Raw genomic sequence first — 16014 nt, forward strand, 5'->3', positions numbered from 1 at the left:
TTACTCCGCCGCCACTGGCACACGCTTGCGCTTGATCCGGTCCTCGATCACGTCGCGGAAGTTGCGGATCAGACCCTGGATCGGCCAGGCCGCCGCATCACCCAGCGCGCAGATGGTGTGCCCTTCGACCTGCTTGGTCACGTCCAGCAGCATGTCGATTTCCTCGACGCTGGCATCGCCCGTCACCAGACGGTCCATCACGCGCATCATCCACCCGGTGCCTTCCCGGCAGGGCGTGCACTGACCGCAGGACTCGTGCTTGTAGAACTTGCTCAGCCGCCAGATCGCCTTGATGATATCGGTCGATTTGTCCATCACGATCACGGCGGCAGTCCCCAGACCCGACCGCTGCTCGCGCAGATAGTCGAAGTCCATGATCGCCTCGCGCATGTGCTCGCCCCGGATACAGGGCACGGAGGATCCGCCCGGAATTACCGCCAGTAGGTTGTCCCAGCCGCCGCGAATACCGCCGCAATGCTTCTCGATCAGTTCCTCGAAGGTGATCGACATGGCCTCTTCGACCACGCAGGGGTTGTTGACGTGGCCCGAGATGGCGAACAGCTTGGTGCCCGCGTTGTTCGGCCGCCCGAACGAGCTGAACCATTCCGGCCCGCGCCGCAGGATGGTCGGCGCCACGGCAATCGACTCGACGTTGTTCACCGTGGTCGGGCAGCCATAGAGGCCCGCGCCCGCCGGGAACGGCGGCTTCATCCGCGGCATCCCCTTCTTGCCCTCGAGGCTTTCCAGCAGCGCGGTTTCCTCGCCGCAGATATAGGCCCCGGCGCCATGGTGCAGGTAGAGGTCGAAATCCCAGCCCGACTTGGCGGCATTCTTGCCCAGCAGCCCGGCGTCATAGGCCTCGTCGATGGCGGCCTGCAGTGCTTCCTTCTCGCGGATGTACTCGCCGCGAATGTAGATATAGCAGGCATGCGCGTTCATCGCGAAAGAGGCGATCAGGCAGCCCTCGATCAGCGTATGCGGGTCGTGCCGCATGATCTCGCGGTCCTTGCAGGTGCCCGGTTCGGATTCATCGGCGTTCACCACCAGATAGGCGGGCCGTCCGTCGCTTTCCTTCGGCATGAACGACCATTTCAGACCGGTCGGGAAACCCGCGCCGCCCCGGCCCCGCAGACCCGACTTCTTCATCTGGTCGATGATCCAGTCGCGTCCGTTGGCGATGATGCCCGCCGTCCCGTCCCAGTGCCCACGCGCCATCGCGCCCTTGAGCGAGCGGTCATGCATCCCGTAGAGGTTGGTAAAAATACGGTCCTGATCTTTCAGCATCAGTCTAGCCTTTGTCGTTCCGGCGTGCCCGCCAGAGGTTGATCGTCTGCCACATCGCCAGCCCGAAGCCGGCCAGGGCCGCAAGGTCCAACAGCAGCCGGGTGTTCGCCGACCAGCCGAACCGGGCGCCCGCCCAGGTCACGCCGATCCAGAACAGGCCGACCGCAGCGATAATCAGGGCCAGCCGCCGCCCCCTGGTCGTGAACGCGTTCTGCCCGTCGTCCATCGCTCATTTGCTCCGCCGCGAAAACTCGGTTTCGCCGCCTGCCGCCAGGGTCTTCGCCTGCGCCACCCAGTCGTCGCGCGTGACCCGCCCCTTGAACCCTTCGAGGTTCTCGTCGACCCAGGCGATCTCGGCCGTGCTCCAGCCGGCGATCTGGTCGAAGTGATAGAACCCCATCGAGTTCAGCAGCTGTTCCAGTTTCGGGCCTATGCCCTTTATCTTCTTCAGGTTGTCGGCGCCACCCGCGCGTGGTGCGTCCATCCGCGCTGGCGCGCCCGCCGGAGCGATGCCGGACGGGGCAGCCCCATACCGCCAGTTTCCCTTGCGGCCTGCCAGCTCCTGCTGACCCGCCAGGGCCGCCGAGGGGCGCACCGCCCCATATCCCGCGGCCACCGATTCAGCCACCGTCTTGGGCTCCGCCGGTTCAATCTCGGGTTCGGGCGGCACGGTGTCTTCAGCTTTTGTAACCGGCGCAGGCTCGGCTTTCGGCGCGGGCACAGGTTCGGGCTTCACCGCAGGTTCTGCCTTCACCTCCGGCGCAGGCTTTGCGGCCTCGACCTTCGGGGCGGGCTTCGCCGCCGGCACGGCCACCGAAGCGCAGCGGGTGTAGATCAGCCCCAGTCCGACGCCCACATAGGCGAAGATCCCGAACAGCAGCGACATGAGGAAGCCCAGAGGGGTGAGCGCCCAGAGGATCAGGAACAGGCCGACGCCCGCCGCCCCGGCCATTTGCCAGCAGCGCCGCGCGCAGTCTTCGCGGTCCGTTTCGCTCGTCATCCCTGTCCCCTCTTCCGTTCAGCTGTCCTCAGTCCTTGTAGATGTCGTCCTTCTTGGCTTTCTTCGAAAATTCCGTCTCGGCCCCGGTGGCCAGCTGCTTGGCCTGCTCGACCCAGTTGTCCCGGCTCACCCGACCCTTGAACCCTTCGAGGTTCTCGTCCACCCAGGCGACTTCCTTGTCGCTCCAGCCGGCGATCTGGTCGTAGTGATAGAAGCCCATCGAATGCAGCAGCGTTTCGAGCTTGGGCCCGACACCCTTGATCATCTTCAGATTGTCGGCCTTGCCGTCCCGCGCCGCGCTCAGCGCCTGCGGTTTGTCCTCAGCGCCGGCCGTTTCCTGAGGCTTGGCCTTGGACTGCGCCTGCGCTTCCTGCTTGGTCACGCCGGTCTTGTCGGCCGGCACGTTCGCAGAAGGCTTGGGCTCGGTCTTGGGCTTCGCGGTCTGCCCGGCCGTCTCAGGCCTGCCCTGCCAAGGTGTCAGCAGCGGCACTTCGGTCCCGTCGATCCGCTTCACGGTATCGCCGATGTCGGTCGCCAGCTGCACGCTGGCGTTATACTGCGTCTGCCCGCTGTCGAAATCCTTGAGCGTGGTCAGCCCCGACAGCGGTTCAGCGGCATAGCGGCCGTTCTGCGGGCCCGGCACAGGCACCTTGCCGGCGGCCAGTTCGTCAATGATCTCTTCCAGCCGCGCGGCGGTCAGGTCCTCGTAATAGTCCTTGCCGATCTGCGCCATCGGCGCATTCGCACAGGACCCGAGGCATTCGACCTCTTCCCAGCTGAACTTGCCGTCCGCGCTCAGCTGATGCGGCTTGGCGGCGATCTTCTGCTGGCAGACGGCCATCAGATCCTCGGCCCCGCAGATCATGCAGGACAGCGTGCCGCAGACCTGGATATGCGCCACGGATCCAACCGGTTGCAGCTGGAACATGAAGTAGAAGGTCGCCACTTCCAGCGCGCGGATATAGGCCATGCCCAGCATGTCCGCGATGTGCTCGATGGCGGGGCGGGTCAGCCAGCCTTCCTGCTCCTGCGCGCGCCACAGCAGCGGGATGATCGCGCTGGCCTGACGGCCCTCGGGATACTTGGTGACCTGCGCCTCGGCCCAGGCCTGATTGGCCGCGGTGAAGGCAAAGCTTTCGGGTTGCTCGTGGTGCAGTCGGCGCAGCATGTCAGTTCTTCGGCTCCAGTGGGCTGGTGTTGATGTCGACCGTTCGGGTCGATGTCAGCACGCAGGTCACGTCACCGGGAAATTCGGGCGCGGCGCCCTTCGCGGTGATCGTCAGGGTATAGCTCATGTTTTCCAGCAGCCGGGCGACGGCGCGCTCGGCCTCCTGCAACTGGCGATTGCAGAAATAGGTCTTGGTGTCAGGGTCCTGGATGACGGCAACGGCCGCCTCGGCCGCGGCACGCGCCTCCTGATCGGAGGGCACCTCGGTGCCCTGCTGCCGCTCGGGCGGCAGCAGCAGCCAGCCCGCGCCGACGCCCGTGGCCGTGCTTTGCGCCATCGCCCCGTAGGGCACGGCGCAGAGACCGGCGATGGCCAGGGCTGACCTCACCGGTCGACCTCCCCGAACACGATGTCCAGCGTGCCGATGATGGCCGCCACGTCTGCCAGCTGGTGGCCGGTCGCGACATGGTCCATCGCCTGCAGGTGCAGGAACCCCGGTGCGCGGATCTTGGCGCGGTAGGGCTTGTTGGTGCCATCGGCAACCAGATAAACGCCGAACTCCCCCTTGGGCGCCTCGACCGCCGCATAAACCTCGCCGGCGGGCACGTGAAAGCCCTCGGTATACAGCTTGAAGTGGTGGATCAGGCTTTCCATCGAGGTCTTCATGTCCGCCCGAGCGGGTGGTGTGATCTTGCCGCGCGCCAGCACCGGGCCAGGTTCCTTGCGCAGCTTTTCAATGCACTGCAGGATGATCTTCGTGCTTTCGCGCATCTCGGCCATGCGGCAGAGATAGCGGTCATAGCAGTCGCCGTTCTTGCCGACCGGGATCTTGAAGTCAAATTCGTCGTAGCACTCGTAGGGCTGCGAGCGGCGCAGGTCCCAGGCCAGGCCCGACCCGCGCACCATCACTCCGCTGAAGCCGTAGTCGAGGATCTCCTGTTCCGAGATCACGCCGATATCCACGTTGCGCTGCTTGAAGATCCGGTTCTCGGTCAGCAGGCCGTCGATGTCGTCCAGCCGCTTGGGGAACTTGTGCGCCCATTTTTCGATGTCGTCGATCAGATCCGGCGGCAGATCCTGATGCACCCCGCCCGGGCGGAAATAGGCGGCGTGCAGCCGCGCCCCGCAGGCGCGTTCGTAGAAGATCATCAGGTCTTCGCGTTCCTCGAAGCCCCAGAGCGGCGGCGTCAGCGCGCCCACGTCCATCGCCTGCGTCGTCACGTTCAGCAGGTGGTTCAGGATGCGGCCGATTTCGCTGTACAGCACCCGGATCAACGAGGCCCGCCGCGGAACAACGACCCCGGTCAGCTTTTCGATGGCCAGACACCAGGCATGTTCCTGGTTCATCGGCGCCACATAGTCGAGCCGGTCGAAATAGGGCAGATTCTGCAGGTAGGTCCGGCTTTCCATCAGCTTCTCGGTACCCCGGTGCAGCAGCCCGATATGCGGGTCGCAGCGCTCGACGATCTCGCCGTCAAGCTCCAGAACAAGCCGAAGAACCCCGTGCGCCGCAGGGTGCTGCGGGCCGAAGTTGATGTTGAAGTTGCGGATCTTCTGTTCGCCCGTCAGGGCGTCTTCGAAACCTTTGGAGCCGTCCATCATTTTGAGACCTCACTAGGCTTGCGGGGCTCGGACGTGGCAAACGCCCACAGCAGAATGTAAGGGCCGGCATATGGAACTACTCCAAAGACCAGTATCCAACCCGGATAGCCATGTCTCTTTTGCACGACACGTGCCGGCAAAAGGAAAAGAGCAATCAATACGAGGGGAAAAAAGATGACCCCAGCGTATCCAAGCCACGTCGTCAATAGAAAGTCAGAGCCTGTCACTTCGCCTCTGCCTTCTTCTCGTCACCCGGCAGGATGTATTCCGCACCTTCCCATGGCGACATGAAATCGAATTGCCGGTATTCCTGCACCAGGCTCACCGGCTCGTAGACCACCCGCTTCTGCGCCTCGTCATAGCGCACCTCGGTATAGCCCGTGGTCGGAAAGTCCTTGCGCAGCGGGTGGCCGCGGAAGCCGTAGTCGGTCAGGATGCGGCGCAGGTCGGGGTGACCCGAGAACAGGATCCCGAACATATCGTAGACTTCCCGCTCGAACCAGTTGGCCGAGGGATGAACCGACACGATCGACGGCACCATATCCTCTTCCCGCACGGAAACCCGCAGGCGGATGCGCTTGTTCTCGTACATCGACAGGAAGTGATAGACGACGTTGAACCGCTTGGCCCGGTCCGGATAGTCGACGGCGGTGATATCGACCAGCGACGAGAACCGGCAATTGGTATCGGTGCGCAGGAATTCGACAAAACCGACGATATTGGCCGGGGTCACGTCGATGTTCAGCTCTCCGTGGGACACATCCCACGCCAGCACGCAATCGGGGCGTTTCGCCTCGATATGGGTGCCAAGTTCGTTCAGCGCATCGCTCATCGCAAGCCCCTTTTCACGCGCCTCAGCGCACGATTGTCCCGGTGCGGCGGATCTTCCGCTGCAACTGCATCAGCCCGTAGAGCAGCGCCTCGGCGGTCGGCGGGCAGCCGGGCACGTAGATGTCCACCGGAACGATCCGGTCGCAGCCGCGCACCACGGAATAGCTGTAGTGATAATAGCCGCCGCCATTGGCGCAGGAGCCCATCGAGATCACGTAGCGCGGCTCGGGCATCTGGTCGTAGACCTTGCGCAGTGCCGGGGCCATCTTGTTGGTCAGCGTGCCCGCCACGATCATCACGTCCGACTGGCGCGGAGAGGCGCGCGGCGCGATGCCGAAACGCTCTGCGTCATAACGCGGCATCGAGGTGTGCATCATCTCGACCGCGCAGCAGGCGAGACCGAAGGTCATCCAGTGCAGCGACCCGGTGCGCGCCCAGTTGATCAGATCCTCGGTCGAGGTCAGCAGGAATCCCTTGTCCTGCAGCTCGGCGTTCAGATGGCGTGTCACCGCCTCGTCCGCCGGCAGGCCGCTGTCCACGTCAAAGGGCGTGAGCTCGGAAGGCCCCGACTTGATCCGGTCGGATTGCAGCCCGTCGCCCTGCACGGGCGTCACCAGCGGCTTGTCGGTCACTGCCATTCCATCGCCCCCTTCTTCCATTCATAGGCAAAACCGATGGTCAGCACGGCAAGGAAGGCCATCATCGACCAGAAGCCCGCCATGCTCACATCCTTGAAGGCCACGGCCCAGGGAAACAGGAAGGCAATTTCCAGGTCGAAGATGATGAAGAGAATGGACACGAGATAGAACCGCACGTCGAACTTCATGCGCGCGTCATCGAAGGCGTTGAAGCCGCATTCGTAGGCGCTGACCTTCTCGGGGTCGGGGCGGCGCACCGCCAGGACGATGGCAGCCAGGATCAGGACGATCCCCAGCCCGCAGGCCACCGCCAGAAACACGAGGATGGGAAGGTATTCCCGCAACATCTCTTCCACGAGTGGCTCCTTTCACGGCAGGCGTCGTCTGCGCGCCGTCCAGTGGCATGTTGACCTGAGCCTGTCTAGCCCCGACCGCAGGTAGGGTCAACGGGCAGGGCAGCCGATTTCGCGCCTGCATCACGGCCCGCGGGCCAGCAAATGCTGGTATTAACTATTTACCGCGACAAATATTTTTGCACCCCGATCGCGTGAGCCGCCGCATTGCAGCATCGGTGGCGGTGCGATCTCAGGTGTTGATCCACGGCGCCTTGCGCTTGGCAAAGAAGGCCTCGACACCTGCCGCGGCCTCCTCGGTTTCCCATTGTGCGGCCAGGGCGCGGATCGAATGGTCGATCACGTCCTTGTCGATCTTCGGCCCCATGAATCGCGCCAGCCGTTTCGACGCCGCAACGGCGCTTGGCGCGCAGGCGAGATAGGGCGCGACCTCTGCCTCCACGGCCGCATCCAGCGCGTCCGCCGGCACCGCGCGGGCCAGCAGCCCCAGCGTCACCGCCTCGGCCGCGCCGAACAGCCGGGCCGACATGAACACCCGCCGCGCCATCGCCTCGCCCATCCGGGCAAGGCAATAGGGGCTGATCGTTGCCGGAATCAGCCCGAGCCGCGCCTCGGTGAACCCGAGCTTGAGCGTGTCCACCCCGATGGCCACGTCGCAGATGCTGATCAGCCCCAGCCCGCCGCCGAAAGCGTTGCCCTGGATCCGGCCGATCACCGGCTGCGGCAGCGTGTTCAGCGCGAACAGCATTTCCGCCAGCTTGCGCGCCTCGGCCTGACGCGTCTCGCCATCGGCCCGCATCTGCTCCTGCATCCAGCCCAGATCGCCGCCGGCGCAGAACGAGGCCCCTGCCCCGGTCAGCACGACAACACGCACCGAGGTATCCGCCGCCAGTTGCGCGGCCGCCTTGGTCAGTTCGGCGATCATCAGCGCCGACATCGCATTGTGCTTGTCGACCCGCGTCAGGGTCAGGGTCGCGACGCCGCGGGCGTCGGTCTCAAGGCTCAGGGTTTCATACATGTCAGGCTCTCTTCGTGTTTCGGGGGTGTCTCAGGCCTGCCGCATCGCCAGGGCCATGGCCGCGGCCTCGGCGACAAGGTCCAGGTCCAGTCCGGTGTCGTATCCCAGCCGTTTCAGATGGGCGGCGACCGCCTCGGTCGCGACATTGCCTGCCGCACCGGGTGCGTAGGGACAGCCGCCAAGCCCGCCCACGGCCGCGTCGAATACCCGCACGCCCAGGGCGAGCGCCACGTCGATATTGGCAATTGCCCGCCCCGAGGTGTCGTGGAAATGCCCGGCCAGCCTTCCGACCGGCACCACGCCCTTCACCGCCAGCAGCATCCGCGCCACGCTGTCGGGCGTGCCCTTGCCAATGGTGTCGCCCAGCGAGATTTCGTAGCAGCCCATGGCAAAGAGACGATCCGCCACATGGGCCACCTGCGCCGGCGCCACAGGCCCGTCATAGGGGCAGTCGGTGACGCAGGACACATACCCGCGCACCGGAAGGTCGATGTGGCGCGCCGCCTTCAGGATCGGCTCGAACCGTTCCAGCGTTTCGGCGATGGTCGCGTTGACGTTCGCCTTGGAAAACCCCTCGCTCGCCGAGGCGAAGACCGCGATTTCATCGGCCTTGGCCAGAAGCGCATCCTCGTAGCCGCGCATGTTCGGCGTCAGCGCGGCATAGCGCACGCCCTCGGCGCGCGTGATTCCGGCCAGCACTTCGGCGCTGCCCGCCATCTGCGGCACCCACTTGGGCGAGACGAAGCTGGCGCATTCGATGCGGCTGAACCCGGCGCGCGAGAGAAGATCGACCAGCGCGATCTTCTCGGCCACCGGGATCGGCCGTTTTTCGTTCTGCAGCCCGTCACGCGGGCCGACTTCCACGATTTCCACACGTCCAGCCATGAGGTTTCCTCCCGAAACCGATCAGTCTTCCGTTTCCAGACGCACCAGCGCGGCGCCCGCCTCGACCTGCGCCCCGGCGGCGACCAGCACCTCGGCCACCACACCGTCGCGCGCGGCCAGCAGAGAATGCTCCATCTTCATCGCCTCGAGGATGGCCAGCCGGTCGCCCTCGGACACGGATTGCCCGGCCGTCGCGAAGATCGCCTTGACCAGCCCGGGCATCGGCGCCGTGATAAGGTTTGTGTCGCCACCCTTCGCACTGGCGCGATCCAGCGGATCGACGATCCCGAAGGCAAAGCCGTAGCCGTCGAACACCGTTACCATTTGCCCCGCAATCGCGGTCGGCGGCAAGGCCAAGCCCTCGGCCATCCAGCGCCCGTTGACACGAGTCACGCCCAGCTCCCGGTCGCCCACGCGCCAGATCTGCCGGTCCGGTCCCCGTGCCTGCAGCACCGCCGTCACCACATCCTCGCCCCAGGTCAGCGCCACGCTCTGTTCCAGCGGCGACCACAGGGTGAAACCCTGCGCCCAGTCCGACGATCCGGCCCCGGCAGCCGCCAGCGCGGCGGCAACCACATGACGCGGCCCCGGCTCGGGCGCGACCACCAGCGTGTCCAGATCACGCCCGATCAGCCCGGTATCGACGTCGCCCGCGGCAAAGCCCGCGTGTTCCGCAAGCGCACCCAGAAAGGCGAGGTTGGTCACAGTCCCGGCCACCTCGGTCCCCTTGAGCGCCGCGGCCAGGCGGCCAAGAGCGATATCGCGGGTCGGTCCGTGAACGATGACCTTGGCAATCATCGGATCGTACCAGGGGCTGATCGTATTCCCGGCGCGCACGCCGCTGTCGGCGCGGCAGCCCGGCGGAAAGGCCAGATGGGTCAGCCGCCCGGTTGCCGGCAGGAACCCTTTCGGCACGTCCTCCGCATAAAGCCGCGCCTCGAAGGCATGGCCATTGATCGCCAGATCCTCCTGCCGCTTCGGCAGAGCCTCACCGGCGGCAACGCGCAGTTGCCATTCGACCAGATCGACACCGGTGATCGCCTCGGTCACCGGATGCTCGACCTGCAGGCGGGTGTTCATTTCCATGAACCAGAAGCGATCCGGCCGCAGCCCCTCGGACGCATCCACGATGAACTCGATGGTCCCGGCTCCGGAATACCCGATCGCCTCGGCCGCGCGCACGGCGGCGTCGCCCATCGCGGCGCGCATCTCGGCAGTCATGCCGGGCGCCGGGGCCTCTTCGATCACCTTCTGGTGGCGGCGCTGCAGCGAGCAGTCGCGTTCGAACAGATGCACTGCCCGGGTGCCGTCGCCAAAGACCTGCACCTCGATATGGCGCGGTTTCGAGACGTATTTCTCGACCAGCACGTCGGGATTGCCGAAGGCCGTCGTCGCCTCGCTCCGCGCGCTCTCCAACGCGGCGGCAAAATCGGCAGGCTTTTCCACCAGCCGCATCCCCTTGCCGCCGCCGCCGGCCACCGCCTTGATCAACACAGGATAGCCGATGCGCTCGGCCTCGGTTGCCAGCAGCCCCGCATCCTGATCCGCGCCGTGATAGCCCGGCACGACCGGCACGCCCGCCTCTTCCATCAGCTTCTTCGCGGCGTCCTTCAGACCCATCGCACGGATGGCCTTGGCGGACGGCCCGATGAAGGTCAGCCCCGCCGCCTCGACCGCGTCGACAAAACCCGGGTTCTCGGACAGGAAGCCATAGCCCGGATGGATCGCCTGCGCCCCTGTCTCCAGCGCCGCCGCGATGATGCGGTCGCCGCGCAGGTAGCTGTCAGCCGGGGCCGACGCCCCGATGTTCACGGCCAGGTCGGCCATCTGCACATGTTTGGCCGCGGCATCGGCGTCGGAATGGACCGCGACACAGCGGATGCCCATGGCCTGCGCGGTCTGCATCACGCGGCAGGCAATCTCGCCGCGGTTGGCGATCAGAATGGTGTGAAACATCATCTGTCTCCCGGGACAGGCGCAGCCGCGCGGAGATCACGATCTCCGGCCGCTCGCGCGGGATTGAAAAATTCGGCGGTGTGCATGGGCCTACATCCGGAACACACCAAACCGCGTGTCCGCGATCGGCGCGTTGAGCGAGGCAAGGAGTGACAGCGCAAGAATGTCGCGCGTCTTGCGCGGATCGATCACACCGTCGTCCCACAACCGGGCCGAAGCAAACAGGGGATGGGACTGATGCGCGAACTGGTCCAGCACCGGCTGCTTGAAGGCGGCTTCCTCTTCCGCCGACCAGGACCCGCCCCGCGCCTCGATCCCCTCGCGCCGCACCGTCGCCAGCACGCCTGCCGCCTGTTCGCCGCCCATCACGCAGATGCGACTGTTCGGCCAGGTCCACAGGAACCGCGGCGCATAGGCCCGCCCGCACATCCCGTAATTTCCCGCACCATAGGAACCGCCCACCAGGAAGGTGATCTTGGGCACCTGTGTGGTCGCCACCGCCGTGACCATCTTGGCCCCGTGCCGCGCGATCCCCTCGGCTTCGTAGCGCTTGCCGACCATGAACCCGGTGATGTTCTGCAAAAACACCAGAGGGATCTTGCGCTGCGAGCAAAGCTCGATGAAATGCGCCCCCTTCTGGGCGCTTTCGCTGAACAGCACGCCGTTGTTGGCGACGATGCCGACCGGGATGCCCCTCACATGGGCGAACCCGCAGACCAGCGTCTCGCCAAACCGCGCCTTGAATTCGTCAAAGCGGCTGCCGTCCACCACCCGCGCGATGACTTCCTTGATGTCATATGGCGTGCGCAGATCGGTTGGCACCACGCCAAGAATTTCTTCCGGGTCATAGGCCGGTTCCTCGATCGCCTGCATCTGCACCGTCGCGGGACGGCCGCCGTTCAGATTGGCCACCGCCCGCCGCGCCAGGGCCAGCGCATGGGTGTCATCCTCGGCCAGATAGTCCGCCACGCCCGACAGCCGGGTATGGACATCGCCCCCGCCCAATTCCTCTGCGGTCACAACCTCGCCGATGGCGGCCTTCACCAGCGGCGGGCCGGCCAGGAAGATGGTGCCCTGCTCCTTCACGATGATCGTGACATCGGACATGGCGGGCACATAGGCGCCGCCAGCGGTGCAGGATCCCATGACCACGGCGATCTGCGGAATGCCCAGCGCGCTCATGTTCGCCTGGTTGAAGAAGATGCGCCCGAAATGGTCGCGATCCGGGAAGACCTCGTCCTGGTTGGGCAGGTTCGCGCCGCCCGAATCCACCAGATAGACGCAGGGCAGCCGGTTCGTCTGGGCGATCTCCTGCGCGCGCAGGTGTTTCTTGACCGTCATCGGATAGTAGGTACCGCCCTTCACCGTGGCATCGTTGCAGACGACCATCACGTCGCGCCCGTGCACGCGGCCGATACCGGCGATCACACCGGCGCCCGGCGCGGCGCCGTCGTACATGTCATGCGCCGCCGTCGCGCCGATCTCTAGGAAGGGAGAACCGGGATCGAGCAGGTTCGCCACCCGTTCCCGCGGCGGCATCTTGCCCCGGCTGGCATGGCGTTCGCGCGCCTTCGCTCCGCCCCCTTCGGTCGCCGCCTGCGCCGCCGCGCGGATTTCCTCGAGCGCCTTCAGATGGGCGTCCCGGTTCGCACGGAATTCATCCGACGTCGCAATGGCCCGTGACACAAGTTTCATGGCTGCGCGCCTCCGCTGTTGTAGCTGCCACGCAGGGAACGCATGGCTGTTATGCAATTATACCAAGGGGTTCGCCCGCCTGACACAGCGGGAATTTGATCTGTGTCACGGCGCGGGCCACGCGACTCCGCCATTCTGCGCGCATGACGCATGAAATGAAGGAGTTCCCGATGGAACGCAAAGTCACCGCCCTTGTCGCAGCCGCCCTGGCCGCTGTCGTCGCCGCACCCGCGCTCGCCCAGTCGCAGGGCGACTGGCTGCTCGGCGTCGGCGTGGTCAACGTCAACCCGAAGTCGAACAACGGCACCGTCGGCGGCGCCGCGGCGACCATCGGCGACGACACTCAGCTCTCGCTGACGGCGGAATACTTCGTGCGCGACAACATCGGCATCGAACTGCTCGCCGCGACGCCCTTCGAACATGAAATCCGACTGGGCGGCGCGTTTGCCGGCACTACCAAGCATCTGCCGCCCACGCTGTCGGTCAACTACCACTTCCCCACCAAGGGCGCGTTCAAGCCCTTCGTCGGGCTCGGCGTGAACTATACGACCTTCTTCGAGGAAAGCTCGCCCCTTGGCGCGCTGAAACTGGATGACAGCGTCGGGCTTGCCGCCACGCTGGGCGCAAACTGGCAGATCTCTGACCGCGGCGCGCTGCGTATGGATGTTCGCTATATGGACATCTCGACCGATGTCAGCCTGAACGGCGCCCCCATCGGCACCGCCGAGATCGATCCGGTTGTCTTCGGCATCGCCTACGTGCACCGGTTCTGACCCAACCCGGTTTCCGTGCCGCCCCGGCGGCACGGAGGCCCGCCGATCACGACCCATAACCGAACCGCCCCAGCTTCAGCGCCTGTTTGCCGGTCATCTCCAACAGGCAGCTCAGCGTGGCAGGCCCTGCTCCGGTGCCGTTCGTCCACTGGGCGCGCTCGAAATCGCAGCTGGCATCGCGGAACGGGATCCAGGCGCGCTGCATCTCGCGCAGGCTCTTTTCCATGTTGGCCGCCTCCGGCGCATATTTCCGCGTATCGGCATCCAGCGTCTTCGCCCGCTCGATCGCGGTCTGATAGTAGGTGTTCAGCAGGCCGTCCCAATAGGACAATTCCTGATCCAGACAGCCGCCCATCCCATAGGTCGTGCCCCCGGCTGGCGTTGCCGCCATGCAGGCATCGGACGACTTGCCGATACAGGCCTCCTGCGCAACCGAGTCGGGCGCCGCGCCCAGGCATCTGCGGGTTGCCTCCTCGGAAAAGACGATATCCTGCGCACCGGCAGAGGATGCGGCGGCAATCGCCAGAACCGCCAGCGCCGCGCCCCTCACGCCATCGCCCCCATCAGCTCGCGTCCGACCAGCATCCGCCGGATTTCGCTCGTGCCGGCGCCGATCTCCATCAGCTTGGCATCGCGGAAAATCCGCGCGACCGGCGCGTCGTTCAGGAAGCCCGCGCCGCCCATTGCCTGCACCGCCTGATGCGCCTGCACCATCGCTTGCTCGCTGGCATAGAGACAGCAGGCCGCAGCGTCCTGGCGTGTGACCTCGCCGCGGTCGCAGGCCTTGGCCACCTCGTAGACATAGGCCCGGGCCGAGTTCATCGCCGTATACATGTCGGCGATCTTGCCCTGCATCAGCTGGAAATTCCCGATCGGCTGGCCGAACTGCTTGCGGGTCGCAAGATAGGGCATGATCTCGTCCAGGCAGGCCGCCATGATGCCCAGACCGATCCCGGCCAGAACAACGCGCTCGTAATCGAGCCCGGACATCAGGACGCGCACGCCGCGCCCCTCTTCGCCCAGCACGTTCTCGAAAGGCACTTCGACGTCCTCGAAGATCAGCTCGGCAGTGTTCGAGCCGCGCATCCCCAGCTTGTCGAAATGCGGCGAGGTCGAGAAACCGGTCATCGACTTTTCGATCAGGAAGGCAGTGATGCCCTTGGAACCAGCCTCGGGGTCCGTCTTGGCGTAGACCACCAGCGTATCGGCATCCGGCCCGTTGGTGATCCAGTATTTGTTGCCGTTCAGCACATAGCGGTCATTGCGCTTTTCCGCGCGCAGTTTCATCGAAACCACATCCGACCCCGCGCCCGGCTCGCTCATCGCCAGCGCGCCGACGTTCTGGCCCGAGACCAGTCCGGGCAGATATTTCGCCTTCTGGTCCGGGTTGCCGTTCAGCTTGATCTGGTTGACGCAGAGGTTCGAATGGGCGCCGTAGGAGAGCGAGACCGACGCCGAGGCACGCGCGACCTCTTCGACCGCCACGGTATGTGCCAGATAGCCCATGCCCAGCCCGCCGTATTCTTCGGGAACGGTGATCCCCAGCAGCCCCATTTCACCCATCTCGGGCCAGAGCGCGGGCGGGAAGGCGTTGGTGCGGTCGATCTCGGCCGCCATCGGCTTGACCCGCTCCTGCGCCCAGCGATGCACCGTGTCGCGCAGGCTGTTGACGTCTTCGCCCAGATCAAAGCTCATGGATGCGTTGAACACGATGGCACCTCCCCCGATGTTAATGAACAACTGTTCAAATAATACGCCGACCACCTTCCCCGGTCAAGCGTCACGTGGTGAACAGTATCAGACTTGAGTTTCCCCGCGGTCCCGGAGGAACTAGGCGAGACAGAGGAACGTTGAACGGTCAGCGACACTTTCGAAGGAGACACCCATGTCCAAAGACATCAAGGAAGAATTCTGGAGCCGTCTGGACGATGTCCAGGCAGGCATGCTGACCACCGAAGGCGCGCGGCCAGTGCCGATGTCGCCCTATGCCGACCGCGACGCAAATGCGATCTGGTTCATCACAGCGGACGGCACCGATATCGCCCAAGCGGCAGCCGGAGGCAGCCGCGCGTCTTTGACGCTCGCCGATTCGGGGTCCAAGATCTACGCAACCGTCGATGGCACCGTCAGCATCTCCGACGATGCGGCCAAGCTGGACGAACTCTGGAGCCCCGTCGCCTCGGCCTGGTTCGAGGATGGCAAGGAAGACAAGGACGTTCGCCTCGTGCGCATGACGCCGCAACAGGCCGAGGTCTGGGCAACCGATGGCGCCGCCGGCTTTCTCTATGAGATTGCAAAGGCGAACCTGACCGACAGCAAACCCGATATGGGCGAGCACGCCCGGATCACATTTTGATCCGGGCCGGACTTGCGGCAGCGCTCATCAGCGCTGCCGTTCCCGCCCTCGCCGAACAGATCGGCGAGGTCGGTGTCGATTGGGTCGGCAACGACATCGTGATCGAGGCAGTCCAGGACCCCAAGGTTCAGGGTGTGACCTGCCATGTCGCCTATTTCGACCGCGGCCTGATAGACCGCCTGTCGAAGGGCAACTGGTTCGAGGATCCGTCGAACGCCTCGATTGCCTGTCGGCAGACAGGCCCAATCGTGATCGGCGCCATAGATCGGAGCGAGGATGGCGAGGATGTGTTCCGCACCTCACGCTCGTTGATCTTCAAGTCGCTGCGGGTGAAGCGCATTTATGACGAGAAGAACAAGACGCTGGTCTATCTGGCCCATGCAGCGGAATTGAAGGACGGTTCGGCCAAGCTCTCCATTTCCACCGTCCCGCTTTACGGGTCGGAATAAGGGCGG

General features: G+C 65.1%; 18 protein-coding genes. 3 read left to right on the plus strand and 15 right to left on the minus strand.

What is annotated here, in order from left to right:
- From nuoF to ACFO5X_RS08820, 13 genes are all read right to left on the minus strand, one after another.
- The gene (nuoF, locus tag ACFO5X_RS08760) at positions 1-1284 is read right to left on the minus strand and encodes an NADH-quinone oxidoreductase subunit NuoF (protein WP_380716963.1); all 1284 of its coding nucleotides are present in this window, start codon (positions 1282-1284) and stop codon (positions 1-3) included.
- A gap of 4 nt (positions 1285-1288) precedes the next feature.
- Positions 1289-1510 carry a DUF5337 family protein gene (locus ACFO5X_RS08765; RefSeq protein ID WP_380716964.1) on the minus strand — a complete coding sequence of 74 codons (222 nt, stop codon included), beginning with the start codon at positions 1508-1510 and terminating at the stop codon, positions 1289-1291.
- A gap of 3 nt (positions 1511-1513) precedes the next feature.
- Entirely contained in the window at positions 1514-2284 is a 771-nt protein-coding gene (locus ACFO5X_RS08770) for an endonuclease (RefSeq protein ID WP_380716965.1), read from the minus strand.
- 28 nt (positions 2285-2312) lie between these two features.
- The gene (locus tag ACFO5X_RS08775) at positions 2313-3452 is read right to left on the minus strand and encodes an NADH-quinone oxidoreductase subunit E (protein ID WP_380716966.1); all 1140 of its coding nucleotides are present in this window, start codon (positions 3450-3452) and stop codon (positions 2313-2315) included.
- A gap of 1 nt (position 3453) precedes the next feature.
- Positions 3454-3840 (minus strand): hypothetical protein, encoded by a 387-nt coding sequence (locus ACFO5X_RS08780; protein ID WP_380716967.1) that lies wholly within the window; start codon positions 3838-3840, stop codon positions 3454-3456.
- Positions 3837-5054: an NADH-quinone oxidoreductase subunit D gene (locus ACFO5X_RS08785; RefSeq protein ID WP_380716968.1), complete on the minus strand. Its 1218-nt coding sequence runs from the start codon at positions 5052-5054 to the stop codon at positions 3837-3839. The genes ACFO5X_RS08780 and ACFO5X_RS08785 overlap by 4 nt, the downstream gene beginning before the upstream one ends.
- A 223-nt stretch (positions 5055-5277) precedes the next feature.
- The gene (locus tag ACFO5X_RS08790) at positions 5278-5886 is read right to left on the minus strand and encodes an NADH-quinone oxidoreductase subunit C (RefSeq protein ID WP_380716969.1); all 609 of its coding nucleotides are present in this window, start codon (positions 5884-5886) and stop codon (positions 5278-5280) included.
- A 22-nt stretch (positions 5887-5908) separates the two neighbouring features.
- Complete coding sequence (locus tag ACFO5X_RS08795; RefSeq protein ID WP_380716971.1) at positions 5909-6523, minus strand: NuoB/complex I 20 kDa subunit family protein; 615 nt, start codon at positions 6521-6523, stop codon at positions 5909-5911.
- Positions 6514-6879 carry an NADH-quinone oxidoreductase subunit A gene (locus tag ACFO5X_RS08800; protein ID WP_380716972.1) on the minus strand — a complete coding sequence of 122 codons (366 nt, stop codon included), beginning with the start codon at positions 6877-6879 and terminating at the stop codon, positions 6514-6516. The genes ACFO5X_RS08795 and ACFO5X_RS08800 overlap by 10 nt, the downstream gene beginning before the upstream one ends.
- Positions 6880-7108: 229 nt before the next feature.
- The gene (locus ACFO5X_RS08805) at positions 7109-7894 is read right to left on the minus strand and encodes a crotonase/enoyl-CoA hydratase family protein (RefSeq protein WP_380716973.1); all 786 of its coding nucleotides are present in this window, start codon (positions 7892-7894) and stop codon (positions 7109-7111) included.
- A gap of 30 nt (positions 7895-7924) precedes the next feature.
- Positions 7925-8779 carry a hydroxymethylglutaryl-CoA lyase gene (locus ACFO5X_RS08810; RefSeq protein ID WP_380716974.1) on the minus strand — a complete coding sequence of 285 codons (855 nt, stop codon included), beginning with the start codon at positions 8777-8779 and terminating at the stop codon, positions 7925-7927.
- A gap of 21 nt (positions 8780-8800) precedes the next feature.
- Positions 8801-10735 (minus strand): acetyl/propionyl/methylcrotonyl-CoA carboxylase subunit alpha, encoded by a 1935-nt coding sequence (locus tag ACFO5X_RS08815; RefSeq protein ID WP_380716975.1) that lies wholly within the window; start codon positions 10733-10735, stop codon positions 8801-8803.
- A 90-nt stretch (positions 10736-10825) separates the two neighbouring features.
- Positions 10826-12430 (minus strand): carboxyl transferase domain-containing protein, encoded by a 1605-nt coding sequence (locus ACFO5X_RS08820; RefSeq protein WP_380716976.1) that lies wholly within the window; start codon positions 12428-12430, stop codon positions 10826-10828.
- 170 nt (positions 12431-12600) lie between these two features.
- Between ACFO5X_RS08820 and ACFO5X_RS08825 the strand changes: the two genes are divergently transcribed.
- Entirely contained in the window at positions 12601-13203 is a 603-nt protein-coding gene (locus ACFO5X_RS08825) for an OmpW/AlkL family protein (protein ID WP_380716977.1), read from the plus strand.
- Between the two features lie 46 nt (positions 13204-13249).
- Here ACFO5X_RS08825 and ACFO5X_RS08830 read toward each other — a convergent pair whose 3' ends face one another.
- Positions 13250-13753 carry a lysozyme inhibitor LprI family protein gene (locus tag ACFO5X_RS08830; RefSeq protein WP_380716978.1) on the minus strand — a complete coding sequence of 168 codons (504 nt, stop codon included), beginning with the start codon at positions 13751-13753 and terminating at the stop codon, positions 13250-13252.
- Positions 13750-14913 carry an isovaleryl-CoA dehydrogenase gene (locus tag ACFO5X_RS08835; protein WP_380716979.1) on the minus strand — a complete coding sequence of 388 codons (1164 nt, stop codon included), beginning with the start codon at positions 14911-14913 and terminating at the stop codon, positions 13750-13752. Before ACFO5X_RS08835 ends, ACFO5X_RS08830 begins: the two co-directional genes overlap by 4 nt.
- A 175-nt stretch (positions 14914-15088) precedes the next feature.
- Here ACFO5X_RS08835 and ACFO5X_RS08840 point away from each other — a divergent pair, with 175 nt between their 5' ends.
- Complete coding sequence (locus tag ACFO5X_RS08840; RefSeq protein ID WP_380716980.1) at positions 15089-15559, plus strand: pyridoxamine 5'-phosphate oxidase family protein; 471 nt, start codon at positions 15089-15091, stop codon at positions 15557-15559.
- Positions 15556-16008, plus strand: coding sequence for a CreA family protein (locus ACFO5X_RS08845; protein WP_380716981.1), 453 nt, complete (start codon positions 15556-15558; stop codon positions 16006-16008). Before ACFO5X_RS08840 ends, ACFO5X_RS08845 begins: the two co-directional genes overlap by 4 nt.
- Positions 16009-16014: the final 6 nt, after the last annotated feature.

Source organism: Seohaeicola nanhaiensis (assembly GCF_042654245.1).
In the GTDB taxonomy this organism is placed as follows: domain Bacteria; phylum Pseudomonadota; class Alphaproteobacteria; order Rhodobacterales; family Rhodobacteraceae; genus Seohaeicola_A; species Seohaeicola_A nanhaiensis.